We start from the raw sequence: 24,786 nt of genomic DNA, 5'->3' as shown, positions 1-24,786 counted from the left end.
GAGGGCTTCTATCCTTTGTTACTACTATTTTGCTTGTTCAACTTTATTGATTTGCTCATACAGTGCGTACACTTGAGGTTTGCCTTTCAGCTTTTCATAAATTGGTTGAACTGCAGCTTTGAAAGGTGCTTGGTCGATATCAAAGAACTCAACACCGAACTCTTTCTTCGCTAGCTCTTGAGTCTTAACCATCTCTTCTTTCCATAGTTTCTTCTCAAGTTCGATTGACTCATCGATTGCTTCTTGAAGTGCGGTTAGTTGATCTGGTGTGAGCTTGCTCTTAGTTACGTTACTCATGATCACTACGTCTGGAATGCGAGTGTGCATGTCGTAGCTGTAAAATTTCGCTACTTCACCGTGACGCGCGATAGTGATAGCGAATTCGTTGTTTTCTGCGCCATCAAGAATGCCTTGTTGAAGTGAGGTATACACTTCTGCTTGGCTCATTGCGATTGGAGAAGCGCCTAAAAGTTTCATAGTTTCAATCGACGTTTCACTCTGCATTACACGGATTTTCTTACCTTTAAGGTCAGCAAGAGTTTTCACAGGGCCTTTGCTCATGTAGAAGCTACGCGCACCTGAGTCGTACCAACCCACACCAGCGAATCCTTGAGCTTCTGTTGATTGGTATACCGTTTTCATGATGTCTTTGTTATCCATCACACGGTAGAAGCTGTCTTGGTTTTCGAAAAGGTAAGGTAGTGAGAAAACACCGTAAAGTGGAGAGAAGCTCTCAAGTAGACCAGAAGACACTTTGGTCATATCGATTGCGCCAACTTGAGTCATTTCAACCAACTCGCGTTCGCCACCTAGTTGACTATCAGGGAAGTATTGAATCGTTACTTCACCGTTGGTTTTTTTAGCCACTGCTTCACCGATGTACTGAAGAGCATCTTTTACAGGCTGGCTGTTGTCTGCGTAGGCCATTTTTAGCACAGTTGCAGCGTGTGCACCGAATGGTAGTAACATGGCAGAAGCAAGTAGCGCTTTAGTAATCGGGTTGTAGAGTCGGGACATAATATCCTCCAAGTTGATTGTTATGCTTGTTATTGGTTTATCGATAACACTGTTTGGCAGCGTTGTTATTTGATGGGTCTATCATGGCGCTTTCAAAAACGAGTCACCTTTAAAATTTCGCCACCTTTAATTTTTGACCGTCTAATTCGTCATACCCTCACGGTGAAGGGTCACACTTTTGGTTTTTTAATCAAAATCCAAATGCCAGGGTTCAAATTGCCTTTTATATAGCCATCAAAACCTTTGTTATGCCTTAAATAGCGACTTCAAGAATATCGGCCGATATTTTCAAGCAACTTTAAATTTTTTGAATTGAAGCTTTCTTTTCTTTGCAAAAACTCCTTACCTCATTTTTCACTGGCTGAATTTTGAAGTTTTTTTAATTTGAAACCCGCTTTAATACTCCTAAATATTCAGAGGTATTAAGCATTATGAAAGCAGTAATCGCGATCGACCTAGGCGCATCAAGTGGACGTGTTATGGTTGGATATCTAGAGAGCGGAAAGATTCGTTTGGAAGAGTTCCACCGTTTCCAAAATCAACAGGTGGTTCATGGCAATGAGTCATGCTGGGATCTGTACTCAATCTTAGAAGAGATCAAGGTCGGGATTAATAAGGTTATCGCAACGGGTATCGAAGTCTGTTCGTTAGGTATTGATACATGGGGCGTGGACTTTGTTCTACTCGACAAATTCGGCAAACACCTAGGTGAATTTGTTAGCTATCGCGATGCTCGTACAGAAGGCGTACAAGACAAACTGTTGGCAGACAGCCAGTTGTCACTGCAAGACATTTACCGCACTACTGGTATTCAGTTCTTATCGTTCAACACCATTAACCAGTTAAAAGCGATTTCAGATCAGAAGCCTGAATGGTTCGGTGAAATTGATACCCTGCTGTTCATTCCTGATTACCTCAACTACAAACTCTCTGGCGTTAAGCATTGCGAGTATACCAATGCTTCCACCAGCCAACTTTTGGATTGCAAAGAGAAAGTTTGGAACAGCGAACTTATCAAAGCATGTGGCGCGAAAATGGATTGGTTCCTGCCACCGACAATGCCAAACCGCATTGTCGGTCAGTACCACGTTGGTGATGTGCAAATCCCAGTTTGTTCAGTCGCCAGCCACGATACCGCGTCAGCGGTTGCAGCAACCCCTATTGCCCATGAAAACATGGCTTACCTAAGTTCAGGTACTTGGTCATTGGTCGGCATTGAAAGCTTAGAACCCTATACAGGTGATCTGGCTTACCAATACAACCTTACTAATGAAGGTGGTGTGGATGGACGTTATCGCGTTCTGAAAAACATCATGGGATTGTGGTTAATCCAACGTATTAAAGCGGAAAATCCATCCCTCACCTTCCCTGATATCGCTGCATTGGCGCGCCAAGCACAGCCGTTTAAGTACATTGTTAACCCAAATGACAACGACTTCTTAAACCCAGCGTCAATGACGCAAGCGATTAAAAACTGGTTCAAAAAACGCGATCTCGAAGCGCCAGAAAGCTTGTCTGAAGTGATTCGCTGTATCTACGACAGCTTAGTTTTGGCTTACGACAAAGTGCTTTCTGAACTGGCAGAAGTGACAGGTAAAGAGATCAAAGAACTGCGCATTGTCGGTGGCGGTACTCAGGATAAGTTCCTTAACCAGCTATGCGCTGACGTATGCCAAATTCCAGTTTCAACAGAACCAACCGAAGCATCCGCACTGGGCAATGTTATCAACCAGTTCATTGCTTGTGACGTTATTCACTCGTTGGAAGAAGGTCGCCAAATTATTGATGCCTCTTCTGATGTGAAACATTTTTCAGCCAACCCAATTGAGGGATTAGAACAAATCAAATCCCAGTTCCAGCAGATTATTAAATAAGGTAAACACAATGAGCAAAGAGCAAATCATTGCAGCTTACGAGCAAGCAAAGTCAGTTTTCAAAAAATACGGTGTAGATGCAGATAAAGCTCTAGAGCAACTAAACCAGACGCCTATTTCAATGCACTGCTGGCAAGGCGATGACGTGCGTGGGTTTGAATCGCCAGAGACCACGCTAAGTGGCGGCATCCAAGCAACGGGTAACTACCCTGGTGCGGCAAAAACGCCAGCACAACTGCGTGCCGATATGGAGAAAGCCTTCTCACTGATCCCGGGTAAAAAACGCGTAAACCTGCATGCGATTTACATTGATGCTGATGAATTCGTAGAACGTGACCAAATCAAACCTGAGCACTTTGCTCGTTGGGTTGAGTGGGCAAAAGAGAAAAACCTTGGTTTAGATTTCAACCCAACTCTGTTTTCACATCCGAAAGCAAGTGATGGCTTAACACTTTCTCATCCAAATGAAGAGATCCGCCAGTTCTGGATTGAACACGTAAAAGCAAGCCGTAAGGTTTCTGAATACTTTGGTCGTGAACTGGGTACAACGTCATTTATGAACATCTGGATCCCAGATGGCATGAAAGACCAACCGGTAGACCGCCTATCGCCACGCGCACGTCTGGCTGACTCTTTGGATAAAGCACTGGCTGAGAAAATCGACCCTGCATTCCACAAAGACGCAGTTGAGAGCAAAGTGTTCGGTATCGGCGTAGAAGCTTACACAGTGGGTAGCAACGAGTTTTACCTAGCTTACGCGGCAACTCGTGGAACAGCACTTTGCCTAGACGCAGGTCACTTCCACCCAACTGAAGTTATCAGCGATAAAATCAGTGCAGTATCACTATATGTTAACGACATACAACTGCACGTGACTCGCCCAGTTCGTTGGGACTCTGACCACGTAGTGTCTTTCGATGACGAAACTCAAGCCATCATGCGCGAAATCGTACGCAACAAACTGCTTGATCGCGTAGCGATTGGTTTGGACTTCTTCGATGCTTCTATCAACCGCATCGCAGCATGGGTTATCGGTACTCGCAACGCACAAAAAGCACTACTGAAAGCACTGCTAGAACCTGTTGACCAACTAAAAGCAGCAGAGCAAGCGTTCGACTACACCTCTCGCCTTGGTTTGATTGAGGAAGCTCATTCTCTGCCTTGGGCAGCGGTTTGGGATTACCACTGTCTACAAAACGAAGTACCTGTGGGCTTTGACTGGATCAACGACGTCAAAGACTACGAAGCAACCATTCTGGCTACTCGTTAATACAAATTGCTCAATAACAGACAAGTCAGATTTTAGATACTCAAACTACTTGGAGTTGCAGGTAGGCGGCAAGTGAGTGAATCCCCATGAGCATAGATAACTATGTGATTGGGGTGAACGAACGTAGACAACACAACTGCGGCTTCAAGTAGGAAGAGTATATCTGGCTGGTTTAGTTAAACACATAAGGTACAAAAAATGATTCAACTAAACGACGCAGTAATGTGCGAAATCGAGAAAGTCAGCGAAGTTTCTCAATATCTGTGGCAACGTGAATGGGCAGAGCGTAACGGTGGCAATATCTCCGTTGATGTAACAGACCTATTCGACGAGATTCCAACGGTAGATGTGCCAGTGAAAGCACTACCACTTCAACTACCGATGGAAAGTGCGGGTCGCATCTATTACGTAAAAGGTACTGGTCAACGTATTCGCGAACTTCGTGAGCCTCAATATGCAGGTTGTGTACTTCAAATCAACGCAGAAGCGAACGGCTATCAAATTCTTTGGGGTGGTAAAGCAAGCGCAGATTTTGCTCCAACTTCTGAATTTATCAGCCACATTAAAATTCTGGTTGAGAAAAGAAAAGCAGGCTCTGACCATAGATCAGTGGTTCACACTCACCCGCTAGAGCTGATTGCACTGTCTCATCATCCTGATATCTCAAAAAGCAGTGAGCTATTCACTCACACGTGCTGGAAAATGTTGCCAGAAGTGCGCGCCTTCGTACCTCGCGGTATCGGAATGATTCCTTACTGCCTGCCTTCATCAGAAGAGTTAGCTGACGGGACTACAGCCGCACTGCTCGTTAATGACGTAGCGATTTGGGAAAAACACGGCGCAACCGCATCAGGTGCAGACGTACTACAAGCATTCGACTACATTGATGTAGCAAACAAAGGGGCAAAGCTGTACCTAATGTGCACATCAGCAGGTTATGAGCCAGAAGGTGTTACCAAAGAAAACATGGAAATACTGAAACGCGTATTTAACTTATAACTCTTAAATATCGAACTATTTAAGTTTGTTTCATCCCCAAAAAACAACTCCTTTATAGGTGCAGTTACTGCACCTATTGAGTTTCTACCTAATCAATACGGTAGCGAAAAAGGAGTGACTATCAGCAGCAAAACACATCACACCCAGTGATAGAGCATAGGAGAGTAAACTCGTGAATAATCTAATTCGCAAAGGCTTTGTCATGCAGCTAAATGAAGACTGTAAAGCAGAATACAAAAAACGACATGACGAGATTTGGCCAGAGTTGGTCGATATACTGAAAAGTCACGGTAGTCACAACTATTCGATTTTTCTTCATGAAGATACCAATCAGTTGTTTGGGTATGTCGAAATTGAGAGCGAGGAGCGTTGGCTCCAAGTTGCTGATACAGCAATTTGCAAAAAATGGTGGTCTTATATGCAAGACATCATGGCGACCAACCCAGATAACTCACCGCAATCAATATCGCTCAGCTCAGTATTCTACCTGGCCTAGCGTTTCGTATTTAGGTCCCTCACTACTGCTCTATGTGGTTCATTTTAGTGAACGATATAGTGCGGTAGCCAAACAGAGATAAAATTCATTTCAATATCCTACCAACTAGTAATTAGGATTTCATACACCTAAATTTACACTACATCATTTATATCTAGCGTGTGTCGGTGTGAATCTCGAAAAGTATCTATTTCATCAACGAAAAACTATGCAGGAACAGCAGCGCTTACCGCTGTGTTTGGTGTGACAGAACCGGCCATTTACGGCATTAACCTCCCTCTCAAGTGGCCATTTATTTTTGGCTGTTTATCCGTTGCAATTGGGTTCAGCGTCGTGGCTTATTTTTAAGCCAAAGTGTATTCCCTAGGAATGCCTGGATTATTTCTCATCGTTCAGATTGAGCCACCAACGGGTATCGATAACTCGGTCATCGTCAGCATTCTGGCTATCATCTTTCCCTTGGTTTGTGCAGCCGTTCTTACCTATATTTTTACCCCAATACTTATAGCCACTTAGGGTTCAGATACCGCAGAAAATAAAGACAAGCAATCATCTGCATCTTAGCCCAAACAAACAAGTCATTCGAACCACGATAAAATCAGCCAAAAGCACTTAAAGCGACACTAGTAATAAGCCATATTCTTTAGTGGTCCCGCTACGTCTTGGATTAATGATGAGACTCATCGTTAGCTAAATACTCGACCAAGTCGTTCAAGTCGACGTCACTCATCACCCAACGAGGCATCCTTGGATCCAATTCTTCGCCAGACGGCTCAATCCCGCTAGTTATGGCTTTTTTGAGACTCTCTCGCGTATAAGCCTGATGGTCATCATGATCGCCATGGTGGTCACCAAACAAGCTTTCACTGGTTAAAGACGGAGCAACAAGCCAAAATGTTGGGTACATTCTTAGACCACCTTCGCGCTGCAAACCATGACAATCAGCACAGGCGACTAAGTGCATCCGCGCGTGCATATTCCCGCCTAGGTTGGCTAGCTGGCGCCCGTCTTTGTTTCTTCCGGTGAAATAAATTTGCTCACCGTTTGTAGGATAAGTAATAGATTTATCGCTCCCAGAATACATAGGTCTAAATGACATATCGCATCCTGTAATTATCAGTGCAGCGAGTAACATTCCTAAGCGAGTTTGTTTTGGTAACATGAGAACACTCCTTTTAGCTCCCTGCTAAGTTAAACAATGCTTAGTTCAACAAAGGCGCTACAAAGTAAACTGTTACTAAAATGATAGGTTCTATTTGACGCTTTTGGTGTGTTATGGGTCATAAACCCACTTACTCTAGGTTTTTGTTTTTTAAACATAACCAATTGAAAATAAATAATAAATAATAAATAAAGCATACAAGAGAGTTAAAACAGTCGCCGCTTTAACTTTTGATATATAGAGAGGCATAACGAATTCTTTAACTCATTAATTAGCTTCTGATTAACTTGATTGGTGTAGCATTCAAATGTTCCATACTCCAATCCATTGCCCACATCAAAGCCATTGGACTGTGCGTGATTTAAAAATAACGATTTACCAAACCATTCAGGCCTAATCTCTGAATCATCAGGTCCGATATAAGGGCCCCAAGTGACCGTGATATAAGGATCATTCTCAAGCAACAAATGAAGTAATGAATTAAGCACATAAGAAATGGTGATGTTCTTTAGAAAAAGTTTCCCTTGAGGATCGATTTGTTCATGAAGTTCAATCTCAGACGGAAGAATATCTTTGACGACTTTATAGCACTGCTCCAGACTCATTTCACAGCGCTTTAATGATAGATCAATTTGCTCGCATAATTCGCGATTAGAAGCCGTAGAAATAAACTCTTTATACGCTTTTGAAGCACATATTCTTTGGCAGGCACTAGCGTCCGCCTCCGCTATCATGATACTCATAAATTTATCAGACTGGCGTAGAAGTTTAGTGGAAAGCATAGGAAACAATCGTCTCAGTTGCTCATGGTTAAAGCCTTTACCATCAAACAAACCAGAAAGCTCAACATTGCTTAACATGAGCCTCTCAACTATCAACTTTCGAATGTTATTTCCCATAAAAACCACTATAAAAACAGAGAGATAAAACATTAAGTAACGGTGCTATTCAACAGCACAATATGAGGAAAACAACCGTTGCCTTAAACGTGAATAGTTAACTCTTCCCTTACCACCAACTTCTTACAGGGTGGGTCAGCCATGTAATCACTTCAGTTGTATAGGCTTTTTGCAGCCAATCACCGAAACATAACCGAGTAACGGTACAAAAAGGTTCATCGAGTTCGGCGATATAACTTATCTATCACTTCAGTTTTGGAAAGTGCTGTGTCTAAAAACCAACACTCTTCGTTGAGTTGAACCGCCTTAGAGCCATTTAATACCTCTTCAATCACAGCTTTAGCCTGCTCATTCGACTTTGTTCCATAACTAATTGAATACACAGACATAGTTAAACCTATTAGTGTTATCGCCCCAATCATTGAACAATAAATCACCAAGCGGTCAGACAAAACCACTTCGTGCTTATTTAAGCGGCATCTGACAAGGATGTAGGTCTTTAAGAAAAACAGATGATGTGAAGCGCGGGGAGGAAGGTTATCTCGTCGATAAGTTGCGGATATACAACAAGCTAGACATGAGTGAACTACCCCATGATTTGGGCCATTCAAAAACAAAGTTGTCGAGGAGTGAGGTTACAACATGGGGAAGTATTTTCTATCCTCTATGAGAATGTGTTGAGTGACCATTTCGTACATGATGAAGTGAAGAAGTTCACTTTCGCTGACTTGACCATCAAAGAAAAGCTTTGATAGCCGTCTAGCTCTCTCTATAAGCTTTGCATGAAGTTCGATGTGATGCTTGCAGTCCAAATATCCGGCCTTTTGCAATATAGTTTCTTCATCATTGAAGTGCTGCTCTATAGCAGAAATCAGGCAATCCACTAACTTGGATATCCCTGATTTATCCCTATTATCCAAAATCGCCTGCAAGAGAATATTCGAATGTTCGAGTAGCGCTCTGTGCTGAGCATCGATCACTGCATTACCTGATTCGTAAGCAGGTCGCCACACTAACTCAACAATGTTGGTCTTAGAAGTATCGGATTGGGTTGGCGTATTCTCCACTTCAACACGATTTCGACCAGTCGATTTGGCTCGATATAACGCTTGGTCAGCGCGATCTAACCATGAACTCCAAGAATCCGAAGGTTGGCAACTCGCTATACCAATACTCGTTGTAACACTCAGCCCATAAGGAAACTCATGTTTTTCGACAGCCGACCTAATCCGCTCAGCTAAAGGCGCTGAACTCGCAAATCCACTATTAGGCAACAGGACAACAAACTCTTCCCCACCCCAGCGTGCCAGTATATCCGTTGTTCGTATACAAGACTGAACGACAGCACAGAATTCCTTTAACACCAAGTCTCCCGTTGCATGCCCATACTTGTCATTCACTTGTTTAAAATGGTCTAAATCGACCATGAGAAGTGATGTAGGGTGCCCATAGCGTTCTAGCTTTGCTATCTCCTGTGGAGCCTCTTCTTCTAGCCGAACTCGATTCCATACTCCTGTTAGTCGGTCTTTCATTGCCATCTGAAGGATGTGCTCATCTGCGCGCTCCTTAATCATCAAAACAAAGCCGTTAGACAAAAGAATTAATGACATGAATGCACCAAAGAAGGTTGCAACCTGAACAGGCGTTTGGTGCAACATACTAGAGATATCACCTGGTTTGATAATGACGCTGAGAACTCGCACCGATAACACAGCAATGATGACCGTAAGACCAGCAACCACGAGATATTTGCCTCGCCCACTAACAACCCTTTTACGATTCATTAAGATAGACAATGCCCAAGCACACTGAATACTGAAAATTAGGCAGCTAACGATGATTCGGGCGCTTATGTCATCCATGAGAAATGGAAAAATAACCGCCAAAACTAAAGGGGGACCAACCAACAAGACTTTGGAAATTCGGCGATGCAGGAATTCCCCAATCGCAGCAGTAAAAAAAGAATAGCTGGCTGATAACGCAGCATTAGCAACAAGAACAGAGAAGAACGCGGGGATTTGTCCTCGTAAAAAAAACAGAATATAAACCAAAGTGTGCAGTGCTAAACCTATCGTCCATAGCAACAGTTCTTTCTGCTCTTTTGCTCGAGTGACTGAGCCTACAGATAACGTCAACGTACCCGCAGTTGCGATGATTATTAAAAAAATAGTAGGTATGTGAATAGTCATCCGGTCGCCATGAGTATCATCTATGCCGCATTCCGTACTGCCATAGATAGAAATTAATCCAAAATGCTATCTACTAAGATCGATTCAACGCCAAAAGCAGAACTGAACCCAGTTAACCTCAAGTGTGATATGACTAAATAATTTAAGTAGATATAGCTAGCGCTAGATTACTAAAATAGTAAATGCCAATAAACCGATTAGTTCTCAAGCATGAGGTTTAGACAAAAGAAATATGTTTAGATAGATTTCAGTGATGACCTTATGGGACAATTTTTGAGGCTTGTCTTTAGACTAAATGGGGCGGACGTAGAAAGCTCATCACGAACGTGATGAGCTTTTTAATAGCTAGTTCTATCTATATTATTCTGTTTTTACGACGATAGATGTAAGTATGAAGGACAGAACAAAAACACCTACGATACCAAAGATAGCTTGGATAAAGTTTTGTAATCCGCCTGCTAGATAAGCTGGAACGCTGAATATAGAAGACAATATGTACGTTGTTAGATGAGTGTCAATCGTTGCGGAGATTGCACCGAAGACCCCAGCTGCAACACTCGCAGCCAGTAGAGCTTTAGTATATTTGGTAAGTACACCAAACAGAGCTGGTTCGGTAATTCCCAAAATTGCGGTAATCCCAGAGCTTACTGTTATAGATGACTGCTCTTTTGATGAATGTTTACGTTGTTTGTACCATACCGCCACTGTTGCACCAGCAATCGCCATGTTACCTAAACACATGATTGGCATTAGCAAATCTTTACCATACAACGCAAAGTTATTCAGGCTGATTGGTGTCATGCTATGGTGAATACCAAATACGATGGTTATTGGTCGAGTTAAACCAAACACAAATCCCGTCAAAGTCGGTGAGATTTCAAGAAGAGAACTCACTACCCATCCAGCACCGTTACTTACCCACATACCGGCAGGTGCAACGAATGACAGAACGACGGTAGATGTCACTGCGAAAGCCAGCAGAGGTGTAATTACTGGTTTAGCTGAACTAGGAACTAATCTGTCGACTAGAGGTGTTATCTTCGATAATACCCACACAGCTAGAATCGCTGGCACAATTGCACCACCATAGCCCATGAGTTCAATTGGCACGATACCGAACACGTTGAGTTCTGGACTAGAACCCGCGGCTTTCAACATCGCTGCTTTGTCTATCAGTTTTGGGGCGAGCATTGCAGAAGCTACAGCCAAAGCAAGGTATTCATTTACTTTGAATACCTTGGCTGACGAAAACGAAACCAACATAGGTAGAAAGAAGAATACTGCTACTGAAATTGATCTAAAAAAGAATACAGTATCTGAACTTTCAGAGATGACATTGGTTGCAATCAATCCCGAAAGCAACCCCATCAGCATACCTGCGCCAGCAATAGCAGGAACTACCGGTCCAAAGATCCCAGCAACCACACGCATTGCGTTCTGAAACAGTTTACGGTTTTCAATTTCAGAAACTTCATCGACTTGGCTAATGCCAGAAAGTTCGTTGTACCACTTTTCCACGTCCACACCGATAACTACCTGTGTTTGACCTTGGCTAAGAACGACGCCTTTGACGCCCTTTATCTTTTCTAACTCACTCTTGTTGGCTAACTCATCCTTTACCAACTTAAAGCGCAGCCTAGTCATACAGTGAGTGATGTTTACAATATTTTCTTGTCCACCTAGAGCTTTTATAAGTAATTGTAAATGTTCACTCATTTCACTGTGATTATGTACTGATTTAGTCGGTGCCATCGTATTGTTGTTTTCAGTTATTTCCATGACTGTACCTACAAGATGTTTGGTTATTTGTTGGTGTAATCATACCTACGGGTGTTATAAAAATAAGAGTTAAAAAAGTGAGTGTAATCACACAAACCATTTGGATTTTTAAAAAATACACTTATTTTGGCGATTGGTTTGTTTTTTTTAGCAAAAGAAGGCTCAAAACGAACCAGTTGTGTTTTACTTAAATTTAGCTCTTGAAATATTCTGTTTTTCAGCGTTATATAAAAATAGATTGAACTTGATTGAGCTTTTAATATGACCAAAAACATTATATCCAATATTGAGTGCATAATAACCAAACCCGATAGGCACAATCTGATTACAGTTATAGTTGAAACTGAATCCGGAATTAAAGGTTTTGGTTGTGCAACGTTCCAACAACGTCCATTGGCTGTAAAGACGATGGTGGATGAATACTTAAAGCCTTTAATTATTGGTAGAAATGCAGACAATATTGAAGATCTGTGGCAAATGATGATGGTTAACGCATATTGGCGGAACGGCCCAGTAATTAATAATGCGATATCCGGTATCGATATGGCTTTATGGGATATTAAAGCAAAGTTAGCCGGTATGCCACTTCATCAACTATTTGGTGGTAAGTCTCGTGATGCTATAGCAACATATACCCACGCTACAAGCGAAACTATGGACGGTTTATATGAGCAAATAGAGTCCTATTTACAAAAAGGATATAAACATATTCGCTGTCAATTAGGTTTTTATGGTGGTGTACCAAAGAATATTCATGTAACAGAGAATCCAACACCTGGATCTTATTATGATCAAGACCAATATATTGATAATACACTTAAAATGTTTAAGTTATTGCGTGATAAATATGGTAATAGATTTCATATTCTCCATGACGTTCATGAAAGATTGTTTCCTAATCAAGCGATAAGATTTTCTAAAGAAGTTGAGAAATATTCCCCATACTTTATTGAAGACATTTTGCCGATAAATCAAACGGAATGGTTAGATAATATTAGAAATCAGTCGTCTGTCTCTTTAGCATTAGGAGAATTATTTAATAATCCTGAAGAATGGAAATCTTTAATTATAAATCGTCGAGTTGATTTTATTCGCTGTCATGTATCTCAAATAGGTGGAATCACTCCTGCTTTGAAGCTTGGCCACTTCTGCGAAGCCTTTGGTGTCAGAATTGCTTGGCATTGCCCACCGGATATGACGCCTATTGGTGCTGCTGTAAATACCCATTTAAACGTACATCTTCATAATAGTGCTATTCAAGAGCATGTGCACTATGGTGAAAACACTATCAGAGTATTTCCTAATGCATCTGAACCAAAAAATGGCTATTTATATGCATCAGAAGAAATTGGTATCGGAGTGGAAATTAATATCGAGGCGGCAAAAGATTTTCCAGTCGAGTATAGACCACATGAGTGGACTCAGAGTCGACTACCCGATGGCAGCATTCATACACCTTAATAAAAATGGTCGCTTATTAGCGACCATTTTTATCTCTGTATTTAAGGCTTTCTGAGTTAAATTGAGTGTGGTAAGTACATTGATAATCGATGTCGATAATATCACTGACAACAAAGACTTCTCCCGAATCAAGAAAACCACGATTCGTAATGTTCATTGCAGCGCTAGAACGCTTACATCCGAATAATTCAGAATCTTCTTTTGATAAATTAATAGCTCTATATGTCGTTAAGTAACTATCAATATTCAGCCCTAATGAAATAACATGTTTCTGAAATGAGTTTTCTATGATTTTTTCATCCATTTTAGGAAACATGTTAGTAGGAAGCTTCATCGTTTCTATTTGGATGACTTTATCGTTTATCAGTCTAAGTCTTTTTATATTCCAAATATATTCATTATCATTAATAGAAAACACTTGCATCTCATGTGGTGTAGGAAGAGTCTTATTGAGCTTAATTTTTTTATAAGAGATGTCAAAGAATTTATTTTCAGTTATAGAGTTATATATTAATGATGAACCGATGATGGAAGTGTTAACAAAATAACCCGAACCAGCTTTTGATTTTACCACACCAATAGCTTCTAATTTAGCAAGGGATTTCCGAACACTAAACCTAGAAATTTTATATTTCTCGGATAGTTCACGCTCAGATAATAACTTGTCAGTGATAATGCCTTGGCGAATTTTACTGATGAGATCTTGAGTCAATTCATCGTTCTTTTTCAAGTGCTAACCCTTATTTAATAACGCTTTGAATTCTAACATTAGTATAAGAAACTTATATGTTTGATCCAGATTTTTCAAATGAAATATGCGAAACCAGAATTTTTGCTGAGACTAATACATAGAAACGATGCTGCTTTTTTTGTAGCAAAGGGTTCCTAAAGCTTATAGAGATATAAGAAATGATCACTTGGCTACCTAGACTAAGGAAATCTTTGGGGCGTTTTTTGTTATCTGAAAATGCACTAAAAGGAAGTTGGGGCGAAATTTGGGCTTTTTTTAGGGCTAAATAGGGCTATTTCTTCCATTTCGTATTTTTTAAGCACAAACAAAAAGCGCCCCAACAGGAGCGCTTCAGAATCAATATTTGATTATTCCCAGTCAAGGATAACTTTACCGGAAGCCCCGCTACGCATAGCGTCGAAGCCTTTTTGGAAATCATCAACCTTGTAGTGGTGAGTGATGATTGGTGACAAATCTAGACCAGATTGGATCAGGCTTGCCATCTTGTACCAAGTTTCGAACATTTCACGGCCGTAGATACCTTTGATAACCAGACCTTTGAAAATTACTTTGGTCCAGTCAATTGCCATATCTGATGGTGGAATACCTAACAGGGCAATGCGACCACCGTGGTTCATCGTGTCTAGCATTGATCTGAATGCACTTGGTACACCAGACATTTCAAGACCTACGTCGAAACCTTCAGTCATGCCCAGTTCAGCCATAACATCTTCTAGCTTCTGCTCAGCAACGTTAACTGCGCGAGTAACACCCATCTTACGAGCAAGTTCTAAGCGGTATTCGTTTACGTCAGTAATGACTACGTGGCGTGCGCCTACGTGTTTTGCTACTGCCGCAGCCATGATACCGATTGGGCCAGCGCCTGTGATCAGTACATCTTCACCAACAAGATCGAAAGACAATGCAGTGTGCACTGCGTTACCGAACGGGTCGAAGATTGATGCTAAATCATCAGAAATACCATCTGGGATCTTGAATGCGTTAAACGCTGGGATCACAAGATATTCTGAGAAAGAACCAGTGCGGTTTACACCAACACCAATCGTGTTACGACAAAGGTGAGTACGGCCGCCACGACAGTTACGACAGTGACCACAAGTAATGTGACCTTCGCCAGACACGCGATCGCCCAGCTCAAAGCCACGAACGCCTTCGCCGATGCCTACGACTTCACCCACGTATTCGTGTCCAACAACCATAGGTACTGGAATAGTTTTTTGTGACCATTCGTCCCAGTTGTAAATATGAACGTCCGTACCACAAATCGCGGTTTTCTTAATTTTGATCAGAATGTCGTTGTAACCTAGTTCAGGCTTTTCGACTTCTGTCATCCAAATGCCTTCTTCAGGCTTAAGCTTAGCTAGTGCTTTAATTTTCATAATGCTCACCAAATGAATCCTCCGAGATTGGAGGAAACAATAATCCTTAGATGATGTTCATCTCTTTACCGACTTCGATAAACGCGTCGATAGCTTTGTCTAATTGTTCACGAGTATGTGCCGCAGACATCTGAGTACGAATACGCGCTTGGCCTTTTGGTACAACAGGGAATGAGAAACCAACAACGTAAATGCCTTTTGCCAGAGAACGCTCAGCAAACTCAGCCGCAACTTTTGCATCACCCAACATAATTGGGATGATTGCATGGTCAGCGCCAGCCATAGTAAAGCCAGCTTCTGTCATACGTGAACGGAAGTGTGCTGCGTTGTCCCATAGGCGATCGCGAAGTTCACCACTTTCTGCAAGCAGATCAAGAACACGTAGAGACGCAGAAACGATTGCAGGAGCAACAGAGTTAGAGAATAGGTACGGACGAGAACGCTGACGCAACCAGTCAATCACTTCTTTTTTACCAGAGGTGTAACCGCCTGAAGCGCCGCCCATTGCTTTGCCTAGCGTACCTGTGATGATGTCGATACGGTCGATAACGTTATGGTATTCATGCGTACCACGGCCGTTTTCACCCATAAAGCCAACAGCGTGAGAGTCATCAACCATCACCAGTGCATTGTATTTATCAGCAAGGTCACAAATCGCTGGAAGATTAGCGACTACGCCATCCATAGAGAACACGCCGTCAGTAACGATAAGCTTATGACGAGCGCCCGCTTTATCTGCTTCGATAAGCTGCTCTTCAAGCTCTTGCATGTTGTTGTTCGAGTAGCGGAAGCGCATTGCTTTACATAGACGTACACCGTCAATGATAGAAGCGTGGTTCAGTGCATCAGAAATGATCGCATCTTCTTTATCAAGCAGAGTTTCAAACAGACCTGCGTTTGCATCGAAACATGAGGTGTAAAGAATCGTGTCTTCTTTGCCTAGAAATGTAGATAGTTTCTCTTCAAGGGCTTTGTGTGAATCTTGAGTACCACAGATAAAGCGTACTGAAGCCATACCGAAACCGTGAGAGTCCATACCCTCTTTCGCCGCTTCAATTAGCGCAGGGTGGTTAGCAAGACCTAGGTAGTTGTTGGCGCAGAAGTTTAAAACATCTTCGCCAGTAGAAATGTGTACAGAAGCGCTTTGCTGAGAGGTAATAATACGTTCTGATTTATAGAGACCTTCAGCTTTTACTTCATCAAGCTGGTCACGAATTTGCTGGTAAAAAGCAGTCGACATTGCATTTTCCTTCTTCGTTTTTCGGAGCATAAATAAGGGGGTTATTTACACTGTAAAAATCACTGCCAGTAGCGACAAAAAATGTGCACGTTTTCCCAAACGTTACTCGCTACAATTTATCCCCTAAGTGTAATCCACTCGTTGAAAAGCGATTATCCTACTTTGCGGAAAAGCATTCATGAAAATGAGGCACAAATAGAAGCTATTAAACCCTCGTTGCCTGATATCCATAAAAAAAGCGCCCCGAAGGGCGCTTCAACTGACGTTGTTTTATTTTTTAGAAGAAGCCTAATGGATTGATGTCGTAGCTCACCAATAGGTTCTTGGTGTTTTGATAATGGTTAAGCATCATTTTATGTGTCTCACGACCAATGCCTGATTTCTTGTAACCACCGAACGCTGCGTGCGCAGGATAAGCGTGGTAACAGTTAATCCATACGCGACCCGCTTCAATGTTACGTCCCATACGGTACGCAAGGTTGGCATCACGAGTCCACACACCAGCACCTAGGCCGTATTCGGTGTCGTTTGCGATAGCTAACGCTTCAGCTTCATCTTTGAAGGTTGTGATTGCAATAACTGGCCCGAAGATCTCTTCCTGGAAGACACGCATTCTGTTGTTGCCCGCCAGCATTGTTGGCTGAATGTAGTAACCGTTACTGATGTCGCCATTCTGGCTTGCCACATCGCCACCGAAAACCACTTGCGCCCCTTCCTGACGACCGATCTCCAAATAGCTCAAGATCTTGTCGAACTGCTCTTGCGAAGCTTGCGCGCCCACTTGCGTATCTGTATCTAACGGGTTGCCCTGCTTAATGGTTTTTGCACGCTCACTCAATTTCGCCACAAAGCGATCATAGATAGATTCATGGACTAGAACACGAGAAGGACAAGTACACACTTCGCCTTGGTTGAAGAAGCCCAATAGCGTCCCTTCAACGCATTTTTCTAGATACGCATCTTCATGATCGAAAATATCAGCAAAGTAGATGTTTGGTGACTTACCGCCAAGTTCCACGGTAGAAGGAATCAAGTTATCTGCGGCACATTTCAGAATATGGTTACCCACTTCGGTTGAACCTGTAAATGCCAATTTCGCGATACGGTTGCTGGTCGCTAATGCTTGACCCGCTTCATTACCAAAGCCGTTCACCACGTTGACAACGCCCGCTGGAATTAAGTCACCAATGGTTTCCATTAACACGAGAATCGACGTTGGCGTCTGCTCTGCCGGTTTTAGAACCACACAACACCCAGCCGCCATTGCTGGCGCAATTTTCCAAGCCGCCATCAGCATTGGGAAGTTCCAAGGAATAATCTGCCCTACTACACCAATTGGCTCAGGAAAATGGTACGCCGCTGTAGTAGCGTCAAGTTCAGCAGCACTGCCCTCTTGAGCACGAATACAACCTGCAAAATAACGGAAATGATCAACCATCAAAGGAATATCTGCCGCCAAGGTTTCACGAATCGGTTTTCCGTTTTCCCAAGACTCAACGTAAGCCAGTTTTTCGATATTCTCTTCGATACGATCTGCGATTTTCAGCAATATATTTGAACGCTCGGTCACACTGGTTTTTGCCCACGTTGCGCGAACCTTGTGTGCAGCATCCAGTGCGAGGTTGATATCCTCTTCGCTAGAACGCGAGACTTGGCAGAACTCTTTACCGTTAACCGGTGATGTGTTTGCAAAATATGCTTCTCGAACCGGTTTTACCCATTCGCCGCCAATAAAGTTATCGTATTGATTTTTAAAATTAAAAATCGCATTTTCAGTTCCTGGTTGCGCATAAATCATAGTTCAGTCCTTGTTACTTTACTTTCACGTTATCGTTAGGGTTTGCAGTGTTGCTATTCACACTTGCTGATAGTGCTAACGCAAATCACAAGCCAAACTTGTCCGGCTTGTTGTTAATAAGTTGTAAAGCTATGATTAACAAAATGATCACAAGCATTAAGTGGCGATGGAATCGCGGTTTGGGTACTGCCACCCATTGTTCCAGTGTCCCAAAATGACACACTGCTACTGTCACAACATGGAACAGTTATGCAAATTCAAACAGTTAAAGATTGGCTATCAACATCTTGGCATCGAAGCGAAGAAGCAGGACTCACTCAAAGAAGTCGTCCTGAGCATATTCGCTTGCCAAATTACGAGCTCAAAGAGCGCAAATGGTTAGCCACGTCATTAATTTCTGCGGTTGAAAGGCATGCTGTACCACTTTTCAATCAAATGTGTGGGCACAGTGACAGTCACTTAGTGTTAACCGATAAAGAAGGGGTGATTCTTTCTACTTGGGGACATCCCAGATTTAAGGAGCGTTTAACCGAAATTGCGCTGGAATCCGGTGCGTGCTGGCAGGAAAAACTCAAAGGGACAAATGCGATAGGCACTGCGATTGTGGAAGCCCGCCCGGTCACGGTTGTTGGTAATCAACACTACATTCGGCAACACCATTTTATCAGCTGTTCTTCATGCCCTATTTTCACTCATCAGGGAGAGTTGCTCGGTATTCTTGATATCACCAGTGAACAGCAAAAACACGATTTATCGATGCAGGTTCTGGTGCAGAACATGGTTCAACTGATTGAAAATCATCTGCTGTGCGAAATTCCTCAAGGCTCAACCCGAATTGATCTCGCTTGTGAACGCTCGCTGCTTAACAGTGGCTGGCAAGGCATTGTTATTGCCGATGAAGGTGGAAAAATTCTGGCGCACAACCACATTGCGGCTCAGCTGTTGGCGCAAAGCTCTGTGGTTGGACATTCGGTTGATGAAGTGTTTAACCAGCGACCAAAACCATTTGTGTTTGAGAAGCATCCGTTAACCGACCAACCTCGCCAGACTCACTACTCTTATACAGCTTCCTGTGAACTGCATTTTGGCGATACCACCATAGAGCAAGCATGGCAGCAGGCCAACAAGCTGATTGATAAAGACATTACATTAATGATCCTCGGTGAAACGGGCGTAGGAAAAGGCGAATTTGTAAAAGCACTCCACCAGCGAAATTCACGAAAAAACAAAGCGCTGGTCAGCGTAAACTGCGGGGCTTTACCGAAAGATCTGATTGAATCTGAACTGTTCGGCTATGTGGCAGGCGCTTTTACGGGTGCTAACAGCAAGGGGTACCAAGGAAAGATTCGACAAGCCGATAAAGGCATTCTGTTTTTGGATGAGATTGCAGATATGCCGTTAGAAGCGCAGTCTCGTTTGCTACACGTAATTCAGGATAAGGTAGTGATTCCTGTCGGTTCAAACCAAAGTTATCCGGTCGATATTCAGATCATTGCTGCCACTCATAAAGACCTAGAAAAAGCGGTTGAGGAAGGTACTTTCCGCCAAGATCTCTATTACCGTCTCAATGGTTTGATTTTGCATTTACCCGCTTTACGCGAGCGACAAGATAAAGCGGCGCTAATTGAGAGCATTCACAAAACTTATCGTATTGGAGCTCAGTCGTTATCGCCCAATCTGATGGAGCTTCTCACCAGCTACCATTGGCCGGGTAATATTCGTGAGTTAGACAACATGATGAAAGTGGCTTGTCTACTGGCCAGTGATGAGCCTGAACTTGGGCTGGAACATATTCCGGGGCATATCAGCAAATCTTTGCTCAATCGCGTTGTTGATATTGAATCTGAAGGCGACGCTGTGGATTTAAAAACCACCGTCGAAGACAAATTGCTAAAAGCGTACCAAGCTAATCAGGGTAACATCAGCCAAACATCAAAGATGCTTGGCATCAGTCGTAACACCCTTTATCGCAAACTTAAATCCATCGGCATTTTGAAATAAGTTCGAAAGAACTTTATCGATGGCTGATTAGATTATGCCAGATAATCCGCCACGTTGACTTGGTCTATCTGCTCAGGTTGTAAAAACTGTTTGGCGTATTCCATGTAAATACCCGAGTTAAGGAACAAGGCAAACAGATCAGCATCAATGTGATTATCTTTGACCATGAAACTCATAATTTTGAGCGACTCTGACAAGGTCTTGGCTTTTTTGTATGGCCGATCTGAGCTGGTCAGTGCTTCAAAGATATCTGCAATCGCCATCGCCTTCCCTGCAAGCGGAATTTCACTTTCATCAATACCTTGCGGATAACCTTTACCGTCCAGTTTTTCATGGTGACTACCAGCAATCAGCGGAATGTTTTTCATTGTGCTAGGGAATGGCAGTGATTCCAGCATCATCATGGTTTCGATGATATGGTCATTGATGATAAAGCGTTCTTCATCGTTTAACGTGCCACGTTGAATGCAAAGGTTATAAAGCTCACCCTGATCGTTCTTGTATTGCTTAGGCTGCAACTTGAAGCGCGCATCTCGAATTTTGCTCGATTCCCAAGGAATACGATGCGACGGCTTATCCACCAAAAGTGATTCAGTAACGGGCAAGTTATTGTCTTCATCACTATAACGTTTCGCTTCTTCCTGCCCTAATCCCAATCTTGAATCCAAGGTTCGTTGCCAAGTTTTACCCGCGATTGCATGAATGCGCTGTTGGTACTCTTCACTGAGAAACTCATTACCCTCATTCATTTGTGCAATAAACGCGAAATCTTCATCCAACTGACGCCATTTTTCATCCAGCTGTGCTTGCTGCTCATTCGGTAAGGTGCTAAATGCCGACTGATAAGCGTCAATTTGTGCGTCTCTTTTCAACACTTCAAAACGAGTTCTGATTTCATGGATGCGGTTGTAGATGGTTTCCAATTTGGTCGATTTATCCACCACATACTCAGGGGTTGTCACTTTACCGCAGTCATGCAGCCATGAGGCGATGTGCAACGCTTCCTGTTCGTCTGCTGTGAGCGAAAAATCTTTAAAGGGTTGCAAATCCGATTCAGCTGCAGCCGTGACTAAACGTTCTGTCAGCACTGGAACCCGCTGACAGTGATTTCCCGTGTAGGGAGACTTAGTATCAATAGCGCCCGCAATGACACGAATGAAAGCTTCCAAAAGTTCCTTTTGCTCTCTCAAGTGTTTTTTCGTTTCTATAGCAAGCGAGGTATAGCCAGTTAGCACCAAAGTGAGTGGAAGTGTTTCATCTAATATTGCTTGCTTGTGCTCGTTCAGATAAGCAAGGTTCAGACATCCAATGCATTCCTGCTCACGGTTATAAAGAGGCACCATGAGCCACCAGATCTCTTCTGGCAGACGGAGCTTCTTCGCGAACTCAGGCGAGTTTTCATAGATCAAATACTCTTCACCATTTACTTGCGAGTAAATGCTGAGAACCTTTTCGTTGCTATCCAAATAAGCAAGGGAGACATCATTCTTATCTTTGGTTTTACTGTCCCAATAGATATGAGCTTCTAAGCAAGCCTCCTTATCATTCCATATCGATAAGAAAGCGCCCTGAGCTTTGGTTACTTTCACCAAACCTTCACTAATCACTGACTGAATTCTCACAGAATCTTTCTGTTTCGATATGGTTCGGGTCAGTTCAAAGAAGTTGCGAATGGTAATGTTCATCCCTTTTAATGCTTTACTAAGATCAACAATCTCTCTGATTCGGCTGGGTTTATAGTTTGGTGCATCAAACTTGAAGTGACTGATGTCTAGAGCATTCTGAGTTGCCAAACGAATAGGACGGCTAATAAATTGCGCCATGATGTAAACAATCGGCAATACGAGCAGCGCAAGAATAAACGCGGTTGCTATCGCATGATGTCTTATGGCGGCGGCTTTATCTAACAGCTCTGTCTCTTTGATGGCAAACAGTAAGTAGAAATCTTTATCGCCTATTTTGGCAACAGGAAACACTTCACCAAACCATTTTTCACCATTGACTATCTCAGTTTTTAAACCATTGCCCACCATGCTTTCATCCAGAATTACTTCTCGGATGTTTGGAAACGGTAACTGATCGATCGTTTCCAACTTATCAACTGCGATTTTGTGGTTACTGCCTTCGCTAAAGGCATAAATATAACGCTGGTTCTTTTCAAACAATAATCGAGTAGAGGGGTGGCTTTCCGCACTGCCTGCTAATACGTTGGATACGCTAGACAGTAGAATTTCAGCCGCAATGACGGTTCCTGTTTCGGCTTTCTTTTGTACAGTAACGCCAATTTGCTGCTGAATATCGAAATATCTCGGTCTTGCTAAGCTCATTTCATCGCTCTTTGCCGCTTGATACCAAGTCTCTTTACGGGAATCTAAGTGATTGTTGGGAATAAGCTGAGAGCCAATCACGGTACCTTCTGCAGTAAAAAAGAACAGTGTTGCGGCACCGTCTTCGAATGAAGACACAACACCAAACAGCTCAGCGTTTTTCGGTACAGGAATATCTTTCATCCACGGTGACTGGGTATTTTTCAAGGCTGCAATCACATCACCATTTTCATACCCAACGAAGTAGGCATTCACACCAGGCTGGGTATGCAATAGCTTTTGCAAAATTGCGATATAAGAAAGTCTGTCTTCGGTAAATCTTTGGTCTGCAATTGGCGTGAGTTCTAGTGTGCTAATTGCGTCCATTGCTGGTTGAAATACTTTTTCAAAGTCACCTGTTGTGGTAGTGGCTATCTGTTCGAACAGGGTTTGATTGGCTTCAAAAATAATGTTGTCGATACTTTTCGATGATGCCCATATTTGCAGTAAACACGAACCTGCTACAACAGTTACAAACATCACAGACAAATGGATGTGTAGTGGCATTACAAACCTCGAATACCACCGCTTTTCAGTTTTCTTCATTCCAGCTTTCCCTAGCACAACATTTTGTAAAGATAGACGATTTCTACTTCTCATAAGTTAGAATTAGCCGAACAGATCTTTTGATTCTTGTGGTACAGTTCGCATCACGACTGCACTTGTACGATCATTGAACGCCTAAACACCATGCTAAACCCAAAGCTTATTACCTTACTTCCTGATTTAGCGACATTTATCTTAATTGTAAATGAAGGCAGTTTTACCGCTGCTGCTCACAAGTTAGGCGTTACTCCGTCCGCGTTAAGTAAATTGATTACTCGTTTAGAACAAGCTTTGTCGGTGAAGCTGTTTGAACGCACCACTCGAAAACTGATCATCACTCAGGCAGGGCAGAAAATTTATGACCAATGTTTAGTGATGATGAATGCTGCGCAGCAAGCGGTCGAACTTTCAAGCTCGGATCACACCGAAGCAGCAGGCACTCTCACCGTGGCCGCGCCAGAGGCGTTCCTCAACTCCGTGTTGCAACCACTGGTTGTGCCGTTTCTGAAACAGTATCCAGAGATCAAACTCAGACTTCGCGCCGCAGATGGTGAAATCGATCTGTTCAAACACAATGTCGATGTGGCATTCAAACTGACCGATAAGCCGGACGAAAACTTGGTACTCAAAGAATTGGCGAAAACCAATCTGGTGTTGTGTGCCAGCCCTGAATACCTGAAACAAAGAGGTACACCAAAACATCCAACGGATCTTTCAAACCACGATTGTCTCTATCTTGCAGAAACCGAGCATGACCATATCTGGAGTTTTCTAAAAGATGACGAATTCCACACCGTGGCGGTAACGGGTCGTTTCGCGGTTAACCAATCTCAGATCCGTTTAAACGGCGCAAAAAATGGTTTGGGTATCGGAATTTTCCATGACTTTGTGGTTCAAGATGCGATTGCCAACGGAGAAGTGGTACAACTGTTACAAGAGTGGACGATTAAGAGTAACTACCATGGCGCGATTGCGATGCAGTATGCGCAAACCAAATACATGCCAGCTCGATTGAGAGTCTTTATTGATTACGCACTTGAACATTTGCGTCCAAAGCTCAACCGCTAAAAGTTAAGAGGACATCATGTTAAAACGAATTCATCACGCTGCAATTATTTGCTCTGACTATCCCCGATCAAAAGCCTTCTATGTGGATGTGCTCGGGCTAGAAATCATTGCTGAAAATTACCGAGAAGCGCGAGATTCTTACAAGCTAGATTTAGCGTTGCCAGATGGTTCGCAAATTGAGTTGTTCTCATTTCCTGACGCGCCAAAAAGACCAAGCTATCCGGAAGCGCAAGGGTTACGCCATCTTGCCTTCTGTGTTGATGATGTCTCTGTCGCCAAGAAGAAGCTTGAACAGCAAGGCGTTGAAGTTGAGCCGATAAGAGTGGATGAGTTTACGGGCAAGCAGTATACCTTCTTCGCTGACCCTGACGGCCTGCCACTGGAACTATACCAGAGTGAATAACAGCACCAATGCAAGTGTTTAAAAAGGCGTTAAGTGTGACCACTCAACGCCTTTTTTCATTGGTATTTTTACCTAAACAAGCTAATTA

19 protein-coding genes are annotated in these 24,786 nt (G+C 42.8%); 8 read left to right on the top strand and 11 right to left on the bottom strand.

Annotated elements, in window-relative coordinates; all coding sequences use genetic code 11:
• Positions 1–24: 24 nt before the first annotated feature.
• The gene (locus HKI82_RS02580; protein ID WP_171137108.1) at positions 25–1,017 is read right to left on the bottom strand and encodes a TRAP transporter substrate-binding protein; all 993 of its coding nucleotides are present in this window, start codon (positions 1,015–1,017) and stop codon (positions 25–27) included.
• A gap of 431 nt (positions 1,018–1,448) precedes the next feature.
• Here HKI82_RS02580 and rhaB point away from each other — a divergent pair, with 431 nt between their 5' ends.
• The 4 genes from rhaB (at position 1,449) to rhaM (ending at position 5,656) form a co-directional block, all read left to right on the top strand.
• On the top strand, positions 1,449–2,891 hold the full coding sequence (rhaB, locus tag HKI82_RS02575; protein WP_206361779.1) for a rhamnulokinase: 1,443 nt from the start codon (positions 1,449–1,451) through the stop codon (positions 2,889–2,891).
• A 10-nt stretch (positions 2,892–2,901) separates the two neighbouring features.
• Entirely contained in the window at positions 2,902–4,161 is a 1,260-nt protein-coding gene (locus HKI82_RS02570; protein WP_171137107.1) for an L-rhamnose isomerase, read from the top strand.
• A 198-nt stretch (positions 4,162–4,359) separates the two neighbouring features.
• Positions 4,360–5,160 carry a rhamnulose-1-phosphate aldolase gene (gene rhaD / locus HKI82_RS02565; RefSeq protein ID WP_171137106.1) on the top strand — a complete coding sequence of 267 codons (801 nt, stop codon included), beginning with the start codon at positions 4,360–4,362 and terminating at the stop codon, positions 5,158–5,160.
• Between the two features lie 172 nt (positions 5,161–5,332).
• Positions 5,333–5,656: an L-rhamnose mutarotase gene (gene rhaM, locus HKI82_RS02560; protein WP_171137105.1), complete on the top strand. Its 324-nt coding sequence runs from the start codon at positions 5,333–5,335 to the stop codon at positions 5,654–5,656.
• 667 nt (positions 5,657–6,323) lie between these two features.
• On the opposite strand, the gene HKI82_RS02555 is transcribed toward rhaM, so the two are convergent.
• From HKI82_RS02555 to HKI82_RS02535, 5 genes are all read right to left on the bottom strand, one after another.
• Positions 6,324–6,818 carry a c-type cytochrome gene (locus HKI82_RS02555; RefSeq protein ID WP_171137104.1) on the bottom strand — a complete coding sequence of 165 codons (495 nt, stop codon included), beginning with the start codon at positions 6,816–6,818 and terminating at the stop codon, positions 6,324–6,326.
• 206 nt (positions 6,819–7,024) lie between these two features.
• On the bottom strand, positions 7,025–7,717 hold the full coding sequence (locus HKI82_RS02550; protein ID WP_171137103.1) for a hypothetical protein: 693 nt from the start codon (positions 7,715–7,717) through the stop codon (positions 7,025–7,027).
• Positions 7,718–7,932: 215 nt separating this feature from the next.
• Positions 7,933–8,106: a hypothetical protein gene (locus HKI82_RS02545; protein ID WP_171137102.1), complete on the bottom strand. Its 174-nt coding sequence runs from the start codon at positions 8,104–8,106 to the stop codon at positions 7,933–7,935.
• 246 nt (positions 8,107–8,352) lie between these two features.
• Entirely contained in the window at positions 8,353–9,906 is a 1,554-nt protein-coding gene (locus HKI82_RS02540) for a diguanylate cyclase (RefSeq protein WP_171137101.1), read from the bottom strand.
• 360 nt (positions 9,907–10,266) lie between these two features.
• Positions 10,267–11,658, bottom strand: a complete 1,392-nt coding sequence (locus tag HKI82_RS02535; protein ID WP_240956640.1) for a PTS transporter subunit EIIC — start codon at positions 11,656–11,658, stop codon at positions 10,267–10,269.
• Between the two features lie 288 nt (positions 11,659–11,946).
• Between HKI82_RS02535 and HKI82_RS02530 the strand changes: the two genes are divergently transcribed.
• The gene (locus tag HKI82_RS02530; RefSeq protein ID WP_171137099.1) at positions 11,947–13,146 is read left to right on the top strand and encodes an enolase C-terminal domain-like protein; all 1,200 of its coding nucleotides are present in this window, start codon (positions 11,947–11,949) and stop codon (positions 13,144–13,146) included.
• Positions 13,147–13,162: 16 nt separating this feature from the next.
• On the opposite strand, the gene HKI82_RS02525 is transcribed toward HKI82_RS02530, so the two are convergent.
• From HKI82_RS02525 to exaC, 4 genes are all read right to left on the bottom strand, one after another.
• Positions 13,163–13,876, bottom strand: coding sequence for a GntR family transcriptional regulator (locus HKI82_RS02525; RefSeq protein ID WP_171137098.1), 714 nt, complete (start codon positions 13,874–13,876; stop codon positions 13,163–13,165).
• 368 nt (positions 13,877–14,244) lie between these two features.
• The gene (gene tdh / locus HKI82_RS02520; RefSeq protein ID WP_206361778.1) at positions 14,245–15,276 is read right to left on the bottom strand and encodes an L-threonine 3-dehydrogenase; all 1,032 of its coding nucleotides are present in this window, start codon (positions 15,274–15,276) and stop codon (positions 14,245–14,247) included.
• 46 nt (positions 15,277–15,322) lie between these two features.
• A complete protein-coding gene (locus tag HKI82_RS02515) occupies positions 15,323–16,516 on the bottom strand; it encodes a glycine C-acetyltransferase (RefSeq protein WP_171137097.1) in 1,194 nt (397 codons plus the stop codon).
• Positions 16,517–16,793: 277 nt separating this feature from the next.
• Positions 16,794–18,314 carry an acetaldehyde dehydrogenase ExaC gene (gene exaC / locus HKI82_RS02510; protein ID WP_171137096.1) on the bottom strand — a complete coding sequence of 507 codons (1,521 nt, stop codon included), beginning with the start codon at positions 18,312–18,314 and terminating at the stop codon, positions 16,794–16,796.
• Between the two features lie 249 nt (positions 18,315–18,563).
• Here exaC and HKI82_RS02505 point away from each other — a divergent pair, with 249 nt between their 5' ends.
• Positions 18,564–20,315 (top strand): sigma-54-dependent Fis family transcriptional regulator, encoded by a 1,752-nt coding sequence (locus HKI82_RS02505; RefSeq protein WP_171137095.1) that lies wholly within the window; start codon positions 18,564–18,566, stop codon positions 20,313–20,315.
• A gap of 32 nt (positions 20,316–20,347) precedes the next feature.
• Here HKI82_RS02505 and HKI82_RS02500 read toward each other — a convergent pair whose 3' ends face one another.
• A complete protein-coding gene (locus HKI82_RS02500; RefSeq protein WP_171137094.1) occupies positions 20,348–23,188 on the bottom strand; it encodes an HD-GYP domain-containing protein in 2,841 nt (946 codons plus the stop codon).
• 183 nt (positions 23,189–23,371) lie between these two features.
• Here HKI82_RS02500 and HKI82_RS02495 point away from each other — a divergent pair, with 183 nt between their 5' ends.
• Both HKI82_RS02495 and gloA2 read left to right on the top strand, forming a co-directional pair.
• On the top strand, positions 23,372–24,295 hold the full coding sequence (locus tag HKI82_RS02495) for a LysR family transcriptional regulator (RefSeq protein ID WP_171137093.1): 924 nt from the start codon (positions 23,372–23,374) through the stop codon (positions 24,293–24,295).
• Positions 24,296–24,311: 16 nt separating this feature from the next.
• Positions 24,312–24,698 carry an SMU1112c/YaeR family gloxylase I-like metalloprotein gene (gloA2, locus tag HKI82_RS02490; protein ID WP_171137092.1) on the top strand — a complete coding sequence of 129 codons (387 nt, stop codon included), beginning with the start codon at positions 24,312–24,314 and terminating at the stop codon, positions 24,696–24,698.
• Positions 24,699–24,786: the final 88 nt, after the last annotated feature.

The sequence above is a fragment of the Vibrio plantisponsor genome (genome assembly GCF_013041605.1).
GTDB classification, from domain to species: domain Bacteria; phylum Pseudomonadota; class Gammaproteobacteria; order Enterobacterales; family Vibrionaceae; genus Vibrio; species Vibrio plantisponsor.
Note: the sequence above shows the minus strand (reverse complement) of the source record. Positions and strands in the feature narration are given on the sequence as shown.